Here is a 16,179-nt window from a genome sequence, read left to right as displayed (position 1 = left end):
TATCAGACCGTGCGCGGGCCGCGTTACATCAGTCGAAACAAAGTGCGGAATTGTTGCCTGAATCCGGATAGGGAACCCGGACGCGCCGATTCAGCGGGCCGCGCTCACGACGTTGGCGGGCGTGCCCGCATGCCATGCCTCGATGTTCAGCAGCGTCGTGTGCGCGATCTCGGCCAGCGCCTCGCGCGTGAAGAACGCCTGGTGCGACGTGACGATCACGTTCGGGAACGTCAGCAGGCGCGCGAGCACGTCGTCCTGCAGCGGCAGGTCGGAGTGATCCTCGAAGAACAGCCCGCTTTCCTCTTCGTACACGTCGAGCCCGAGATGGCCGAGCTGGCCGCTCTTGAGCGCGTCGATCAATGCCTGCGCATCGACGAGGCCGCCGCGGCCCGTGTTGATCAGCATCGCGCCGTGCTTCATCTGCGCGAGCGTCCGCTCGTTGATCAGATGGTGCGTCGACGGCAGCAGCGGGCAGTGCAGGCTGACGATGTCGGCGTGGCGCAGCAACTCGTCGAGCCCGACGTAGCGTGCGCCGAACGCGATCAGCTCGTCGTTGTACGGCGGCACCGAGTGCGCGAGCACGTGCATCCCGAAGCCCATCATGATCTTCGCGAACACGCTGCCGATGATGCCGGTGCCGATCACGCCGACGGTCTTGCCGTGCAGGTCGAAGCCGAGCAGGCCGTTCAGCGAGAAGTCGCCTTCGCGGGTGCGCGCGACGGCGCGCGGCAGCCGGCGATTGAGCGCGAGGATCAGCGCGACCGCATGCTCGGCGACCGCGTGCGGCGAATAGGCGGGCACGCGTACGACCGTGATGCCGAGCCGCTCGGCGGCGGCCAGGTCGACGTGATTGAAGCCCGCCGAGCGCAGCGCGATCAGGCGCGTGCCGCCGTCCGCCAGCCGTTCGAGCACGGCCGCGTCGACGGTGTCGTTGACGAACGGACAGACGACGTCGTAGCCGTGCGCGAGGATCGCCGTTTCCGCGTCGAGGTGCGACGGCTGGAAGTGCAGCCGATAGCCGAACTGCCGGTTGGCGGCGGTAAACGAATCGCCGTCGTACTGCCGGCTGCTGAACAGGATCACGCGCACGCTGCACCTCCAATGGCTGACGCGCGCAGTTTACTGCAGGCCCGTGACGATGTCGGCGCGTTCGGGCCCGCGTGACGGCCGGATGAAGCCGTAGTCGGTCCGCTCGCGGGCCGCCGGTGCGCTGAAGTGATCGAGCGCGTGCTCGACGAAGCTGCGCGTGCGGGCCGGCACGTACTGGCGGTTCGGGTAGACGAGCGACAGCTGCGTGTCGGGATCGTCGATCCGGTAGCCGGCCATCAGCCGGACGAGCTTGCCGCTGGCGAGTGCGTCGGCGACGCACGGCTCGGGCAGCACCGCGATGCCGGCGCCGGCCACGGCGGCCGCCTGGACGAGCGCGAGCTGGTTGACCGTGCAGGCCGGGCGCACCGTGACGGAATGCGCGACGCCGTCGTGACCGACCAGTTGCCACGCGGGCGCGTGCTGGTGCGGCGCGAGCGTGACCCAGTCGTGGCCCGGCAGGTCGTCGGGCAGGCGCGGCTCGCCGCGTCGCTCCAGATAGGCGGGCGCCGCGCATGCGACGAACGGGTTCGGCGCGAGTGCGTGGCCGATCAGCGTCGGATTGCCTTCGAGCCGGTTGCCCGTGACGATGCCGACGTCGTAACCCGAATCGAGTACGTCGAGCGGCCCTTCGGCAACGGTCAGTTGCACGCGCAACTCGGGGTAGCGGTGCCGGAAGCTGCTGACGAGCGGCGTCAGCGCAAGCGGCGACAGCAGGCCCGACGCGACGACGCGCAGCGTGCCGGCCGGTTCGCGCACGGCGTGCGCGACGGACGATTCGAGGTGGTCGAATTCCTCGAGCAGCGCACGGCAGCCGTCGAGGTAGCGCACGCCGGCCTCGGTAAGCGACAGGTTGCGCGTGGTGCGGTGGATCAGCCGTGTGTTCAGGTGGCCCTCGAGCATCGCGATCGAACGCGTGACGAGTGCATTGGACACGCCGAGATGGTGCGCCGCGCGCCGGAAGCTCTGCTGCTCGGCGACGCAGACGAATACACGCATGGTCTGAATCTGGTTCATGGCTCGCGTATTTCTGGCCCGGTTGATTGATTATGGTAGTGATTTTTCGCCGCGCAACCTCGAAAGCGCATCGCACGGCCCCCAGTTCTCCTTCGTATCGAAAAATCGTTTTTTTCGATTCCGCAGATGATTGTTCAATACAGAAGCGATATCCGTCAACCTGAGAAAAGGGGCGGGTTGCGGAAAATCGAAATAGAAGGTACCGGTTAAACGCGGCGACGCCTCGGGCGCCTGCCGTTCAAAGGCGGCAGGATATTGGGATGTGCGTCGGCGTGACGAATATTTGTTATTTGAATCAATGACTTGATTGGAATTTCATCGGGCTCGCTCCGGTAATGGATGCAATCGATCCCCAATACATGCCGCGATAATAGATGTTTTTAGGCGCATGCGTGCATTGCGTTTTTGGATTCCATGCGGCGATTTTTATCGCGCATCCGGTCGATTTTTTCGATACGCAAGTCGTGCTGAACCGTCGGTATCGGGGAATCACGGCGTTATTGGCGGAGAAAATCGCGCGGATGGAACCGTTTCACTACCGGCCGGGATTGCCTTTCGAATCCCGCGCGCCGGCAGGCAATGCCGCGCGGCCGGCCGGCCCGGTCGGGCGACCGGGCCACCGGCGCGCTGTCCGGTCGCGTGTGCCTCTTGCGCGAGGCCGCGGAACGCGGAATGATCGATCAGTTCGCCAGGCAGCGCGGCGAGCGTCCGTGCACTTCCTTTCTTCACCTCTGACCAGCCATGTCCATCGATTACTCGCCGATTCCCTGTCCCGTCGTCGTGCCGCTCGACGCGATCCTGCCCGAAGAACCGCTGCTGATGATGGGGGCCGGCCCGGTTCCGATCCCGGCCGCCGTGGCGAAGGCGAACGCGGTCGTGATCAACCACCTCGGTGCGACGATGGCGAAGATCATCGAGCAGGTGAAGGAGATGGGGCGCTACGTGTTCCAGACGCGCACGAAGTGGGTGCTCGGTGTCGCGGGCCCCGGTTCGGCCGCGATGGAAATGGCGATCTCGAACCTGGCATGGCGCGGCACGCGCGTGCTGTCGATCCGCAACGGCTTCTTCAGCGCGCGGATGGCCGAGATGGCCACGCGCGTCGGCGCCGAGATCGCGACGCTCGAAGTGGCCGATCGCTCGGTCGCGAGCCTCGACGAGATTGCCGACGCGATTGCCCGCGAACGGCCCGAGATCGTCACGATCGTGCAGGGCGAGACGTCGAACACCGTGTGGAACCGCGACCTGCGCGACATCGCGGCGCTCGCGAAGGCGGCCGGCGCGCTGGTCGTCGTCGATGCGGTGTGCACGCTGTCGACGATGCCGCTCGAGATGGACGCGTGGGGCATCGACGCGGTGATCACCGGCGGCCAGAAGGGGCTGTCGTCGATCCCGGGCGTGTCGCTGATCGCGTTCTCCGATGCCGCGTGGGAGCGCATGAAGCATCGCCCGGAGCCGAACGCGCACTGGTGCCTCGACATGGCGCTCGCGGAGAACTTCTGGCACAACGCGGGCTACCACTACACGGCGCCCGTGTCGGGCGTGCTGGCGCTGCACGAGGCGTTGCGGCTCGTCTGCGCGGAGACGCTCGAAAGCCGCTTCGCCCGCCATCTGCGCTGCTCGCTCGCGCTGCAGGCGGGCGTCGAGTCGATGGGGCTCAAGCTCTATGCGCCGAAGGCGTGCCGTCTCAACTCGGTGGTCGGGATCGAGACGCCGGAAGGGCTCACGCCCGGGATGGTTTGCGGCCATATCTCGAAGCACTACCAGGTCGAGATTTCGGGCTCGTTCGGGTTGCCGATCGTACGGATCGGGCAGATGGGCGAGCAGTGCCGCGAACACAACCTGTTCCGCACGCTGCATGCGTTCGGCCGCACGATGGTCGACCTGAAGGTGCCGATCGACCTGCCGGCCGGCGTCGCGGCGCTCGAGCAGGAACTGTCGCGACGCGGCGCTTAAGCCGCCGGCGGGCCGCGCTCAGCGGCCCTGCATCGCGCGCCGGTAGGTATTCGGCGTCGTGCCGTGCGCATCGCGAAAGCGGTGGCTGAAGTGGCCGGCGTTCGCGTAGCCGCAATCGGCCGCGATCTGCGCGAGCGGCAGCGAGGTGGTGCGCAGCAACTCGCGCGCCCGCGCCAGCCGCTGTTCGGCCACCCACGCGTGCGGCGCGCGGCCGAACGACAGCCGGAACATCCGCGAGAAGTGGTATTCCGACAGCGCGGCGACGTCGGCGAGCTCGCCGAGCGTCAGCGGCTGAGTCAGGTACGTGTCGATGTAGTCGCGCACGCGGCGGCGCACGGCCGGCGCGAGCCCGCCGCGGAACGACGTGTCGGTGCGCGTCGTGCTCTGCCCGCGCAGCAGCAGGCTCATCACTTCGTGCGCGGTTTCGTTCACGCGCAGCCGTTCGTCGGCGTCGTCCCAGCCTTCGAGCGCGAGCCCCCGGAGCAGGGCGGCGACGCGCGCATCCTCGAAATAGGTGCGGTCGGCGAGCTTCAGTTCGCGCGGCTCGCGGTCGAGTTCGCGGATCGCGCGCTGCGTGAAGTGCTCGGGCAGGAAATACAGGTGGATGAAGTGCATCTCGCCGCGCACCCACCAGCGCGATTCATGGTCGCCCGGCAGCGCGCACAGCAGGCTCGGCGCGCCGTAGCGCGGCACGCGCTGGCGTTCCGTCCGGTAGCCGCCGTCGAGGTAGCACGACAGCGTGTGGTGGCCCGGCTGATCGTAGATCGTCTCGCTTTCGTCGGTGATGCGCGTCCATTCGGCGATCGCGAGATGGTCGCCGAGCCACGCGAAGCGCTCGAGCGTAGCGTTCGCTTCGGCGAGCGTGCGGCAGACCGACTGCAGGCCGAACGGCAGGTCGCCGCCGGCCAGGGCGGCGGCGCGGTCGACGGGCGGGGCGGAGAGGGAGAAGCTCATGATGCGCCGAGTATAAGCGGGCGCACGGCGGCGCGTGCGGCGGCCCGAAAAAGACCGCAAATCCGGACAATCGGCGCGCACCGGCCGGCGGCATAGTCGAAATCCCGTTTCACCCGATTTCCGGATGTCGCCATGAACCTGTCGCTTTATTTCGTCACCGTGCTGATCTGGGGCACCACCTGGATCGCGATCAAGTGGCAGCTCGGCTCGGTGCCGCCGCCCGTGTCGATCGCGTGGCGCTTCTGGCTCGCGGCCGCCGTGCTGTTCGCGCTGCTGCGCGTGATGCGCCGGCCGGCCCGCCCGCCGCGCGAAGCGTGGCGCTACCTCGTCGCGCAGGGCTTCGCGCTGTTCTGCCTGAACTTCCTGTGTTTCTACTATGCGGAGCAGGTCGTGCCGAGCGGCCTCGTCGCCGTGATCTTCTCGACCGCGCCGCTGCTGAACTCGATCAACGGCCGGTTGTTCATGGGCCGCCCGCTGCGGCCGTCGGCGATCGCCGGCGCGCTGCTCGGCCTGGCCGGCATCGCATGCCTGTTCTGGCAGCAGATGGCCGGCCATCTCGACGATCACGCGACCTGGACGGGGCTTGCGATCGCATTCGCGGGCACGATGTGCTTCTCGGCCGGCAACCTGCTGTCGAGCCGGATGCAGTCGATGGGGCTGCATCCGCTCGCGACCAACGGCTGGGCGATGCTGATCGGTGCGGCGATCCTGACCGTCGGCAGCGCGGCGGCCGGGTTGCCGTTTGCGCCCGACATGAGCCCGCGCTATCTGGGCGCGCTGGTCTATCTGGCCGTACCGGGCTCGGTGATCGGCTTTACCGCCTATCTGACCCTCGTCGGCCGGATCGGGCCGGAGCGCGCGGCGTATTGCACGGTGCTGTTTCCGATCGTCGCGCTGGCCGTGTCGACGGTGTTCGAGGGCTACCAGTGGTCGCCGCTCGCGGTGATCGGGCTGCTGCTCGTGGTGGCCGGCAATCTGGTCGCGTTCGACCTGACGCGCCGGTTGTTGCTGCGGACGGCGTGAGCGCGGCAGCCGGCATGCCGGCCGCAACACAAGAAAAAGCCCGCGCGATGCGGGCTTTTTCTTTGGGCGCTTGCCTCGGCGGCCGCTGCGCGACCGGCCGCCGTGCAACGGGCCGGCGCGCTCAGGCGGCCGCGCTGCTTCCCGCCATCCGGGCCTGCCGCTGGTACAGCACCATCGACAGCGCGACGCCCGCCGCCGCGGCGGCGGCCGCGAACAGGAACACCTGCGGATAGCCGAACGCGCCCGCGACATAGCCGGCGAGCGGGCCCGTGATGCCGAGCGACAGGTCGAGGAACACCGAATACGCGGACAGCGCCGCGCCGCGGCTCGCGGGCGGCACGAGCGCGACGGCCTCGACGCCGAGCGCCGGGAAGATCAGCGCGAAGCCGAAGCCCGTCAGCGCGGCGCCGACGAGCGCCACGTGCGGCACGGGCGCGAGCCACAGCAGCACGAGGCCCGCGCACTCGAACGCAAACGACACGATCGCGACGCGGAAACCGCCGTAGGTCTTGATCGTGTTCGCGAACAGCAGGCGCGCGCCGATGAACAGCGTGCCGAACACGGTCAGCGACAGCGCGGCGTTGGGCCAGTGGCGCGCCGCGTAATACAGCGTGACGAAGGTCGCGATCGACCCGAAGCCGGCGGAGCCGAGCGCGAGGCCGAGGCCGTGCGGCAGCACGCGCGTGAACACGCTCGCATACGACATCCGTTCGCCGTGCACGAGCGGCACGGAAGCGATCAGGCGCGCGAGGTAGAAGCCGGCGGCGGCCAGCGCGATCACGATCACGCCGATCAGCGCCGGATTCAGCGTATGCGCGATCGCGACGCCGACCGGCGCGCCGAGCGCGAGCGCGCCGTAGGTCGCGATGCCGTTCCACGAGATCACCTTCGCGTTGTGCGTGACGCCGACCCGCCCGATGCCCCACAGGATCGCGCCGGTGCCGCACAGGCTCTCGCCGACGCCGAGCACGAGCCGGCTCCCGACCAGCAGCACGAGGCTCGCGACCGGCCAGTGCGCCAGCAGCAGGGCCACCAGCAGCAGCACGCCCGACACGCCGCAGCCGATCAGCCCGCGCAGCACCGTCTGCTTCGGGCCGAGCGTGTCGGCCAGGCGCCCGGCGAGCGGCCGCGACGCGAGCGTCGCGAAATACTGGACGCTGATCGCGCCGCCCGCGACGATCGCGGAAAAGCCGAGATCGTCGTGGACGAAGCCCGGCAGCACCGCGAGCGGCAGGCCGATGGTCAGGTAGCAGATGAACGTGAAGCAGACGACGGACACGATTTGCAGCGTGACCGCGAACCCGCTGCGCGGCGGTATGGCGGAATCGGTGGACATGGGGTCGGAACGAATGGGTGAAACGTGACGGAACGGGAGGCGGCGAAAAACGGAATCGGGATTTTCCCATGGAACCGGTTTTCACGCAGGTACCATTTAGTTAATCGCGACCCGATTTCGTCGGGCGCGTCCCGGCGATGCGGATCGGCGCGCGGCGCGTCGCGGGGCAACGCGCCGGACGGCGCCGGCGCTTCGTCCGGGCCCATATCGCGGCAGTTATATGGGCCTCATGCGTGATGGGCTATGGGTTGCGAGATTTGACGGTGATAGCGTGCAAACTGTCAGAAAGACGTCGGTCGAGCGCACGCCGCAGGCCGCCTAGCCCCCATTTGAAGAATCATAGAGACATGAGTGAGCCGATCCGCTTCTACCATCGTCACGCGATCCGCGAAGTCAGCGGCGCGGACGTCACCCGCACCGTGCTGCAATACCTGCGCGAGGACGCGCATTGCACCGGCACCAAGGAAGGCTGCGCGGAAGGCGACTGCGGCGCGTGCACGGTCGTCGTCGGCGAGCTGACCGATACCGGCGCGGTCGAGTTCAAGGCCGTCAACGCTTGCATCCAGTTCCTGCCGACGCTCGACGGCCGGGCGCTGCTGACGGTCGAGGACCTGCGCCAGCCGGACGGCACGCTGCACCCGGTGCAGCAGGCGATGGTCGATTGCCACGGTTCGCAATGCGGGTTCTGCACGCCCGGTTTCGTGATGTCGATGTGGGCGCTGTACGAGAAGCACGGCCACGAAGGCTGCGGCGGCGGCGCGTGCGCGAAGGAGACGAGCGTGCCGACGCGCACCGAGATCGCCGATGCGCTGACGGGCAACCTGTGCCGCTGCACCGGCTACCGCCCGATCGTCGATGCGGCCGTGCAGATGTTCGGCGCGGCAGGCGAAGGCGCGTCGGGGCCGGTCGACGCGGCCGCGCTGGCCCGCACGCTCGCGTCGCTCCGGCGCGACGACACGTTCGACTACACGACGGCCGGCGGCGCGCGCTTCGCGGCGCCGCGCACGCTCGACGCGCTGGCGGCGCTGAAGGCCGCGCGGCCCGACGCGCGCATTCTCGCGGGCAGCACCGATATCGGCCTGTGGGTCACGAAGCAGATGCGCCGGCTCGACGACCTGATCTACGTCGGCCAGATCGCCGAACTGCGGCGCGTCGTGGAGCGCGACGACTGGATCGAGATCGGCGCGGGCGTGACGGTCGAGAAGGCATATGCGGCGCTCGCCGGCACGTATCCGGAACTGACCGAGATGTGGAAGCGCTTCGCGTCGCTGCCGATCCGCAATGCCGGCACGATCGGCGGCAACGTCGCGAACGGCTCGCCGATCGGCGACTCGATGCCGGGCCTGATCGCGCTCGGCGCGCGGGTCGTGCTGCGCGGCGGTGACACGGTGCGCGAGCTGCCGCTCGAGGCGCTCTATACGGGCTACCAGCAGAAGGACATGGCGCCGGAGGAATTCGTCGTCGGCCTGAAGGTGCCGACCCGCACCGGCGCGCGCGAGAAGCTGCAGTTCCGCACCTACAAGCTGTCGAAGCGGTTCGACTCCGACATCTCGGCCGTCTGCGCGGCGTTCGCGTTCATCGCGGACGGCGACACGCTCCGCGAGCCGCGCATCGCGTTCGGCGGGATGGCCGCGACGCCCAAGCGCGCGACCGCCACCGAAGCCGTGCTCGACGGCGCGCAGTGGCACGAGGCCACCGCGCAGGCCGCGATGCAGGCGCTCGAGCGCGACTATCAACCGCTTTCCGACATGCGCGCGACGAGCACCTACCGTCTCGATACCGCGAAGAACCTGATGTACCGCTTCTGGCTGGAGACGCGCCCGCACGACCCGCTGCCGCCGCACGCCCTCAGCGTGCGCGAAGTGGCCGCCGAAGCCGGCACCGGCGCGGCGTGCGTCTGAAGACGGAGAACACCGACGATGAACCAGCAAGCAGAACCGTTCCTGAGCACCCTCGATCCGCAAGCCGACGCCGCGCAGGTCCACGTATCGCGCGCGCATGAGTCCGCGCACCTGCACGTCAGCGGACGCGCCACCTACACCGACGACATTCCGACCGTCGCGGGCACGCTGCACGCGGCGCTCGGGCTGTCGGCGAAGCCGCACGCGCGGATCGTGTCGATGAACTTCGACGCGGTGCGCGCGACGCCGGGCGTGGTCGCCGTGTTCACGGCCGACGACATTCCCGGCGTCAACGATTGCGGCCCGATCATTCACGACGACCCGGTGCTCGCCAAGGGCATCGTGCAGTTCGTCGGCCAGCCGATGTTCATGGTCGTCGCGACGTCGCACGAAACCGCGCGGCTCGCCGCGCGCCGCGCGCAGGTCGACTACGAGGAACTGCCGGCGATCCTGACCGCGCAGGAAGCGCGTCGGGCCGAAACCTACGTGATCCCGCCGCTGAAGCTCGCGCGCGGCGACGCGGCCGCGCGGCTTGCCGCCGCGCCGCACCGCGAGTCGGGCGAGATGCTGCTCGGCGGCCAGGAGCAGTTCTACCTCGAAGGGCAGATCGCGTACGCGGTGCCGAAGGACGACGACGGGATGCACGTGTACTGCTCGACGCAGCATCCGAGCGAGATGCAGCACCTGGTCGCGCACGTGCTCGGCGTCGCGTCGCACAACGTGCTCGTCGAATGCCGCCGGATGGGCGGCGGGTTCGGCGGCAAGGAATCGCAGTCGGGCCTGTTCGCGTGCTGTGCGGCGCTCGCCGCGTGGAAGCTGCTGTGCCCGGTGAAGCTGCGCCCGGACCGTGACGACGACATGATGATCACCGGCAAGCGGCACGACTTTCATTACCGCTTCGACGTCGGCTACGACGACGACGGCCGCATCGACGGCGTGGCGCTCGACATGACGTCGCGCTGCGGCTTTTCCGCCGACCTGTCGGGCCCGGTGATGACGCGCGCGGTCTGCCATTTCGACAATGCGTACTGGCTGGGCGACGTCGACATCGCCGGCTATTGCGGCAAGACCAACACGCAGTCGAACACCGCGTTCCGCGGCTTCGGCGGCCCGCAAGGCGCGTTCGCGATCGAGTACATCCTGGACGACATCGCGCGTTCGCTCGACCGCGATCCGCTCGACGTGCGCTACGCGAACCTGTACGGCAAGACCGAACGCAACGTGACGCCGTACGGGCAGACGGTCGAGGACAACGTGCTGCAGGAACTGCTCGGCGAACTCGAGACGACGAGCGACTACCGCGCGCGGCGCGCGGGCGTGCGCGCATTCAACGCGCGCAACACGGTGCTGAAGAAGGGCATCGCGCTCACGCCGGTGAAGTTCGGCATCGCGTTCAACGTCACGCATTTCAACCAGGCCGGCGCGCTGGTGCACATCTATACCGACGGCTCGGTGCTCGTGAACCACGGCGGCACGGAGATGGGGCAGGGGCTCAACACGAAGGTCGCGCAGGTCGTCGCGCACGAGCTCGGCATCCGCTTCAGCCGGATCCGCGTGACGGCGACCGACACGAGCAAGGTCGCGAACACGTCCGCGACGGCCGCGTCGACGGGCTCCGACCTGAACGGCAAGGCCGCGCAGGATGCGGCGCGCCAGTTGCGCGAGCGGCTCGCGGTGTTCGCGGCGAAGCAGTTCGGCGACGGCAAGGCCGATGCGGCGGACGTGAAGTTCGGCAACGACGTCGTGTGGATCGGCGGTCACGGCGTGCCGTTCGGCGAAGTGATCGCGAAGGCGTACCTCGCGCGCGTGCAGCTGTGGTCGGACGGCTTCTACGCGACGCCGAAGCTGTACTGGGACCAGTCGAAGCTGCAGGGCCGACCGTTCTACTACTACTCGTACGGCGCCGCCGTGTCGGAAGTCGTGATCGACACGCTGACGGGCGAGATGCGCACGCTGCGCGTCGATGCGCTGCACGACGTGGGCGCGTCGCTGAACCCGGCGCTCGACATCGGCCAGGTCGAAGGCGCGTTCATCCAGGGGATGGGCTGGCTCACGACCGAGGAGCTGTGGTGGAACAAGGGCGGCAAGCTGATGACGCACGCGCCGTCCACGTACAAGATCCCGACGGTGAACGACACGCCGCCCGAATTCAACGTGCGGCTGTTCCAGAACCGCAACGTCGAGGACAGCATCCACCGTTCGAAGGCCGTCGGCGAGCCGCCGCTGCTGCTGCCGTTCTCGGTGTTCTTCGCGGTGCGCGACGCGGTCGCGGCGGTCGGCGATTACCGGGTGAACCCGCCGCTCGACGCGCCGGCCACCGGCGAATCGATCCTGCGTGCCGTGCAGGCGGTGCGCGCGGGTCGGGCAGGCTGAGATGAAACGCTCCCCGCCCGCTTCGTTCGCCGCCCCCGACGGGGCAGTCAGCCGCCCTGGTACGGCCCGACGGAGGTCGATATGAAACGACTTCCGCGCTCACTGCGTTCGCTGCCCCCCGAGGGGGTGGTCTGCTCCCCCGGGACGGCCCGACGGAGGCTGACGTGAACGGCCCCGCCCGCTCGCTTCGCGCCGCGCCGGTCCCGGCGTTCGCGCAGGGCACCGGCCGGCGCAACCGCACGAGCGGCACGCCGGTGCCGATGCACGTCGTGCTGTTCGGCGCAGGGCACGTCGGTCACGCGCTCGTCACGCTGCTCGGCGCGCTGCCGTGCGTCGTGCAGTGGGTCGACACGCGCGACGAACTGTTCCCGGACGAATGTCCGCCGAACGTGCAGCCGGAGCCGACCGACACGCCGGAGGCGGTGGTCGACGCCGCGCCGCCCGGCACGTACTTCCTCGTGATGACGCACAACCACGCGCTCGATTTCTCGCTCGCCGCGCGGATCATGCGGCGGCGCGATTTCGCGTACTTCGGGATGATCGGCTCGCGCACCAAGCGCGTGAAGTTCGAGCGCCGGCTGGCCGCGCGCGGCGTCGATCCGGCGAGGCTGGTGGAGATGGTGTGCCCGATCGGCGTCGCCGGCATCGTCGACAAGGCGCCGGGCGCGATCGCGGTGGCCGTGTGCGCGGAACTGCTGCAGGCGCGTTCGGGCATGCCGGTGGCCGATGCGAAGGCAGCCGCGTCGGCGCTTGCGCGCGACGACGCGGCCTGTGCGCGGTAACACCATGCCGCCGGCGCACCGCGGCGCGTTTTTGCATACACTGCACGACGACGCGCGGCAGCGGGCCGCGTCTTTTTTCGTGCACGCACCATGTCCGATCACCGGGTTTATCTCGACGCGCTCGAAGCGAGCCTCGTCGCCATCGAGCGCTGGTTGTCCGGCGCCGACACCGCGCCTGCGTCGCTCGACGCACTGCTCGCGCCGTTCTCCACCGATTTCACGATGATCCTGACCGACGGCCGCGCGGTCGACCTCGACGGCACGCGCGCGCTGTTCGCGAAGCTCGCCGGCGCGAAGCCGGGGCTGCGCATCGCGTTGTCGGAAACCCGCGTGCTCGCCGCCGACGCGTCGCATGCGACGATCACCTATCTCGAAGCGCAGCATGCGGCATCGGGCGCGCTGCCCGCCCGTCGCGCGACGGCCGTGTTCGAGCGCGACGCGGCGGGCGTCGTGCGCTGGATGCATCTGCAGGAAACGTTCTGCACGGCCTGAGCGGCCGCGCGGCGGCTTAGCGCTTGCGGCCGCGGGCGACCGTCAGCTCGTCGGACACGCTCTGCATCAGCGCGCACAGCCAGGCGACGTCGGTCGGGCGGTCGGGCTGCGGATGCGTGAGCAGGTAGCTCTTGATGCGCGGGAACGGCACGGGCGGCGTGACGACGACGAGCGGCAGCAACTGCGCATAGTGCGTCGCGAAGCGGCGCGTCGTCGTGAAGATCAGGTCCGCCTGCAGCAGTACCTGCGGCACGATCCCGAAATACGGCAGCGTCGTCACGATGCGTCGCGCGAGGCGCGCGCGTGCGAGGCCGATCTCGATCGCATTGCGCTTGTCGCCGGTGTACGGCGTGGGCGCGACATGTGCGGCCGACGCGTAGGCCTCGCGCGTGAGCGGCACGTGCGCTAGCGGGTGCGCATCGCGCATCAGGCACACGATCGTGTCGGAGAACAGGTCCTGGCGCGCGAACTGCGGGTCGGGCTTCGGCCAGTTGCCGATCACGAGATCGAGCGCGCCCGATTCGAGCGCGCCCGCATGGTCGAGCGCGGGATTCAGCGAATCGATTTCCAGATGCGCATGCGGCGCCGCGTCGCGAAAGCGCTCGATCAGCGTCGGCATGAAGAAATCGTTCAGGTAGTCGGGCGCGGCGACGCGGAACGTGCGTCGTGCGGAAGACGGATCGAAATCGCCGTGCGGCGTCGCGATGAAGTCCACTTCGCGCAGCGCGCGCGACGCGGCTTCGAGCAGCGACGCGCCATATTCGGTCGGCACCATTCCGGATTTGCCGCGCACGAGGATCGGGTCGTTCAGCGTCTCGCGCAGCTTGCGCAGCGCGGTGCTGATCGCGGGCTGGGTCTGGTTCAGCCGCAGGGCGGCCTGCGTGACGCTGCGCTCGAGCAGCAGCGTGCGCAATACGCGCACGAGCCAGATGTCGAGCGAGGCGGTACGGTCGTCGTCTTCCATCGATGCGGGGTGATTCGGGCGAAATTGGAGGCGGTCGGGATGCGAACCGGGCATTCCCGGGGCATGGATCCCGTCATGCGGGGTGGCCGCGAGAACGGCCCCTAACCTTACCGCAGCCGCGCGTTGCCGTGCGTAATACCGGCCATCACGCCCGCCCCTTGGGCAGCGTGCTGATGCGCGTGACCTCGTGCGATTCGAGCCAGTTCGGCGTGCGCGCGCAGTACAGCACCATCGGCAGCGCGTCCTCGCCCCAGAACAGTTGCCGGTTCATCCAGAAGGTCGGTACGCCGAACACGCCGAGCGCGATCGCGTCGGCGTTGTTGCGGGCCAGTTGCGCGGCGGTCCCCTCGAATTCGATCAGCGCGTCGCCGTGGCCGACGCCGACGCGCTCGCACAGCGCCGCGAAGCCTTCCGGCGTCGACGGATCGTTGCCGTCGCGCCAGATGAAGCGGAACATCTCCAGCACGGTCGCGATATCGGCGCGCAGCGCGATCGCGAGACGCAGCAGCTTGTCCGGATCGAACGGGTGCGCGGGCGGCATCTTGAAGCGGATGCCGAGCTGTTCCGCGCGGAACAGCGCATGACGGTACGTGAACACGCGTTTGGCCGGCACCTCGGCGCCCGGGCGCTGCCCCCAGTGGCGCTGCAGGTCGGCCAGCGATACGGCGACCGGCTCGAACGGCACGTCCGGCCACTTGTCGTGCTGCTCCAGCAGCAGATAGGAGAACGGCGACACGAAGTCGAAGAACCAGGCGGGCTGGGCGGTATCGAGGCCGGTTGTCATGGCGATCTCCAGTGGGGGCGCATGCCGCGCCCGGCGGCGCCGCCCTCCATGTTACGCGGCGGCGCGCGCATGCGGCAATGATCGCGGATCGTCCGCCTATGCGGAACCGGGAGTCGCCCGGGGGGGATCGCCGGCCGGCGGCGCGGCCCCGGCGCCGGCCGCCGGCGGGCCGCCCGTGCCGGGCGGATGCGCCGGCGCATCGTGGTCGTGCGCGGTGAGCCGCTCGCGCACGAAGCCGATGTGCTCGCGCAGCACGTAGAACTGCCCGGCGTACGCGAGCGGCATCTTCATCCGGTTCACGGCTTCCTCGATGTCGTCCAGCTCGTCGAGCAGCTGGACGCGTTCCTCGGCGGTGTGCTCGCCGAGCGCGCTGCGCTCGAGCGCGATCAGCGCGCCGTACCAGCGGTAGATGCGCGAGCGCACGCGCCAGCCGTACAGCGACGGCACGAGCCGCAACCCGGGAATCAGCACGACGATCAGCGGCACGACCACGACCAGCAGCCGGTCGACGAGGCTTGCGACCCAGAACGGCAGCCGCCGGTACAGGAAGGTCTTGCCCGACTTGTAGTAGCGCGCGGCGTCGTCGGACAGCGGGAAGCCGCGCGTGACGGGCGACGGGAACTCGCCCGCGTGCTGCAGGATCGTCGCATGGCCGTGCACCTCGCGCGCCGCCTCGATCAGCAGGTCGGACAGCGCGGGGTGCAGCGAGTCGCGTGCGACCAGCTCGATCGTCGGCGCGACCGTATGGATGTCGGCGGGCGGCAGGTTCCGGCCGAGATCGTAGACGCCCATCGGCAGCGTGATCGCGGTCAGGTACGGAAAGCGCCGCGCATACGCCTCGGCCTGCGTGAACGAATACACGTGCACGCCCGGCGCACGGAACAGCTTCGCCATCACCGGAATCTGCGTCGAGTCGCCGGACAGGAACGCCGCGTCGATCTTGCCCTCGAGCAGCGCGGTGGCGGCGTCCTCGCCGGCGGTCGGCAGCAGCTCGGTCGAGCCGCCCGGCACGATGCCGTTCATTTTCAGCAGGGCGAGGCTCAGCTCGCGCGCGCCGCTGCCTTCGGTGCCGAGCGCGAGCCGCTTGCCGTTGAAGTCGGACAGGCGCGCGACGACCGGGCCGCGATACATGATCGCGAGCGGCACGTAGCCGATGCTGCCGAGCGACACGAGGTGTTCGTCGCGCTCCTTCGGGCCGATGCCGCTCTGAACGAAACCGACGTCGACCGGCGCGTTCGGGTTCGACAGCCGGGCGAGATTTTCGGCAGACCCTTCGGACGACTGGACGTCGAGCGTGACGCCGTTCTTCGCGAGGATCTCCTTGTACTTCTGCGCGGCATTCCAGTACGTGCTGCCGGGCGGCCCGGACGAAATCACGAGGGTGGACGGCGGCGCCGGCTGGATCAGCCGGACCGCGAGCCAGACGGCCGCGGCGGCGAGCAGCACGGTGGGGCCGATCGACAGCGCGAGGTCGCGCCACGACACCGCGACGACCGTCACCGATGCGTCACGCC

General features: G+C 69.2%; 13 protein-coding genes. 6 read left to right on the top strand and 7 right to left on the bottom strand.

What is annotated here, in order from left to right:
- Window positions 1–90: 90 nt before the first annotated feature.
- Window positions 91–1,089 carry a 2-hydroxyacid dehydrogenase gene (locus GQ57_RS06595; RefSeq protein WP_034197441.1) on the bottom strand — a complete coding sequence of 333 codons (999 nt, stop codon included), beginning with the start codon at window positions 1,087–1,089 and terminating at the stop codon, window positions 91–93.
- Window positions 1,090–1,119: 30 nt separating this feature from the next.
- Window positions 1,120–2,103, bottom strand: a complete 984-nt coding sequence (locus tag GQ57_RS06590) for a LysR family transcriptional regulator (RefSeq protein WP_031399550.1) — start codon at window positions 2,101–2,103, stop codon at window positions 1,120–1,122.
- A gap of 741 nt (window positions 2,104–2,844) precedes the next feature.
- On the opposite strand from GQ57_RS06590, the gene GQ57_RS06585 reads away from it, so the two are divergent.
- Window positions 2,845–4,056: a pyridoxal-phosphate-dependent aminotransferase family protein gene (locus tag GQ57_RS06585; RefSeq protein ID WP_031399549.1), complete on the top strand. Its 1,212-nt coding sequence runs from the start codon at window positions 2,845–2,847 to the stop codon at window positions 4,054–4,056.
- Window positions 4,057–4,074: 18 nt separating this feature from the next.
- Here GQ57_RS06585 and GQ57_RS06580 read toward each other — a convergent pair whose 3' ends face one another.
- Entirely contained in the window at window positions 4,075–5,010 is a 936-nt protein-coding gene (locus GQ57_RS06580) for an AraC family transcriptional regulator (protein WP_031399548.1), read from the bottom strand.
- A 132-nt stretch (window positions 5,011–5,142) separates the two neighbouring features.
- Here GQ57_RS06580 and GQ57_RS06575 point away from each other — a divergent pair, with 132 nt between their 5' ends.
- Window positions 5,143–6,033, top strand: coding sequence for a DMT family transporter (locus GQ57_RS06575; RefSeq protein WP_031399547.1), 891 nt, complete (start codon window positions 5,143–5,145; stop codon window positions 6,031–6,033).
- Window positions 6,034–6,154: 121 nt separating this feature from the next.
- On the opposite strand, the gene GQ57_RS06570 is transcribed toward GQ57_RS06575, so the two are convergent.
- Window positions 6,155–7,369 carry an MFS transporter gene (locus tag GQ57_RS06570; protein WP_034197440.1) on the bottom strand — a complete coding sequence of 405 codons (1,215 nt, stop codon included), beginning with the start codon at window positions 7,367–7,369 and terminating at the stop codon, window positions 6,155–6,157.
- Window positions 7,370–7,716: 347 nt separating this feature from the next.
- On the opposite strand from GQ57_RS06570, the gene xdhA reads away from it, so the two are divergent.
- The 4 genes from xdhA (at window position 7,717) to GQ57_RS06550 (ending at window position 12,917) form a co-directional block, all read left to right on the top strand.
- Window positions 7,717–9,270, top strand: a complete 1,554-nt coding sequence (xdhA, locus tag GQ57_RS06565) for a xanthine dehydrogenase small subunit (protein ID WP_034197439.1) — start codon at window positions 7,717–7,719, stop codon at window positions 9,268–9,270.
- An 18-nt stretch (window positions 9,271–9,288) separates the two neighbouring features.
- Complete coding sequence (xdhB, locus tag GQ57_RS06560; RefSeq protein ID WP_031399544.1) at window positions 9,289–11,643, top strand: xanthine dehydrogenase molybdopterin binding subunit; 2,355 nt, start codon at window positions 9,289–9,291, stop codon at window positions 11,641–11,643.
- A 164-nt stretch (window positions 11,644–11,807) separates the two neighbouring features.
- Entirely contained in the window at window positions 11,808–12,425 is a 618-nt protein-coding gene (xdhC, locus tag GQ57_RS06555) for a xanthine dehydrogenase accessory protein XdhC (protein WP_052001108.1), read from the top strand.
- 90 nt (window positions 12,426–12,515) lie between these two features.
- Window positions 12,516–12,917, top strand: a complete 402-nt coding sequence (locus GQ57_RS06550; RefSeq protein WP_034197437.1) for a polyketide cyclase — start codon at window positions 12,516–12,518, stop codon at window positions 12,915–12,917.
- Window positions 12,918–12,933: 16 nt separating this feature from the next.
- On the opposite strand, the gene GQ57_RS06545 is transcribed toward GQ57_RS06550, so the two are convergent.
- From GQ57_RS06545 to GQ57_RS06535, 3 genes are all read right to left on the bottom strand, one after another.
- Window positions 12,934–13,881, bottom strand: a complete 948-nt coding sequence (locus GQ57_RS06545; protein WP_031399541.1) for a LysR family transcriptional regulator — start codon at window positions 13,879–13,881, stop codon at window positions 12,934–12,936.
- A gap of 145 nt (window positions 13,882–14,026) precedes the next feature.
- The gene (locus tag GQ57_RS06540; RefSeq protein WP_031399540.1) at window positions 14,027–14,665 is read right to left on the bottom strand and encodes a DsbA family protein; all 639 of its coding nucleotides are present in this window, start codon (window positions 14,663–14,665) and stop codon (window positions 14,027–14,029) included.
- Window positions 14,666–14,761: 96 nt separating this feature from the next.
- Window positions 14,762–16,165 carry a TAXI family TRAP transporter solute-binding subunit gene (locus GQ57_RS06535; protein ID WP_063934560.1) on the bottom strand — a complete coding sequence of 468 codons (1,404 nt, stop codon included), beginning with the start codon at window positions 16,163–16,165 and terminating at the stop codon, window positions 14,762–14,764.
- Window positions 16,166–16,179: the final 14 nt, after the last annotated feature.

Origin of the sequence: Burkholderia sp. MSh2, assembly GCF_000731655.1 — a bacterium.
Classification (GTDB): domain Bacteria; phylum Pseudomonadota; class Gammaproteobacteria; order Burkholderiales; family Burkholderiaceae; genus Burkholderia; species Burkholderia paludis.
Note: the sequence above shows the minus strand (reverse complement) of the source record. Positions and strands in the feature narration are given on the sequence as shown.

Coding starts and splice junctions, on each gene's coding strand:
- xdhA (WP_034197439.1), top strand. CDS start 7,717: ATGAGTGAGCCGATCCGCTTCTACCATCGTCACGCGATCCGCGAAGTC.
- xdhB (WP_031399544.1), top strand. CDS start 9,289: ATGAACCAGCAAGCAGAACCGTTCCTGAGCACCCTCGATCCGCAAGCC.
- GQ57_RS06545 (WP_031399541.1), bottom strand. CDS start 13,881: ATGGAAGACGACGACCGTACCGCCTCGCTCGACATCTGGCTCGTGCGC.
- GQ57_RS06570 (WP_034197440.1), bottom strand. CDS start 7,369: ATGTCCACCGATTCCGCCATACCGCCGCGCAGCGGGTTCGCGGTCACG.
- GQ57_RS06575 (WP_031399547.1), top strand. CDS start 5,143: ATGAACCTGTCGCTTTATTTCGTCACCGTGCTGATCTGGGGCACCACC.
- GQ57_RS06540 (WP_031399540.1), bottom strand. CDS start 14,665: ATGACAACCGGCCTCGATACCGCCCAGCCCGCCTGGTTCTTCGACTTC.
- GQ57_RS06580 (WP_031399548.1), bottom strand. CDS start 5,010: ATGAGCTTCTCCCTCTCCGCCCCGCCCGTCGACCGCGCCGCCGCCCTG.
- GQ57_RS06590 (WP_031399550.1), bottom strand. CDS start 2,103: ATGAACCAGATTCAGACCATGCGTGTATTCGTCTGCGTCGCCGAGCAG.
- GQ57_RS06550 (WP_034197437.1), top strand. CDS start 12,516: ATGTCCGATCACCGGGTTTATCTCGACGCGCTCGAAGCGAGCCTCGTC.
- GQ57_RS06585 (WP_031399549.1), top strand. CDS start 2,845: ATGTCCATCGATTACTCGCCGATTCCCTGTCCCGTCGTCGTGCCGCTC.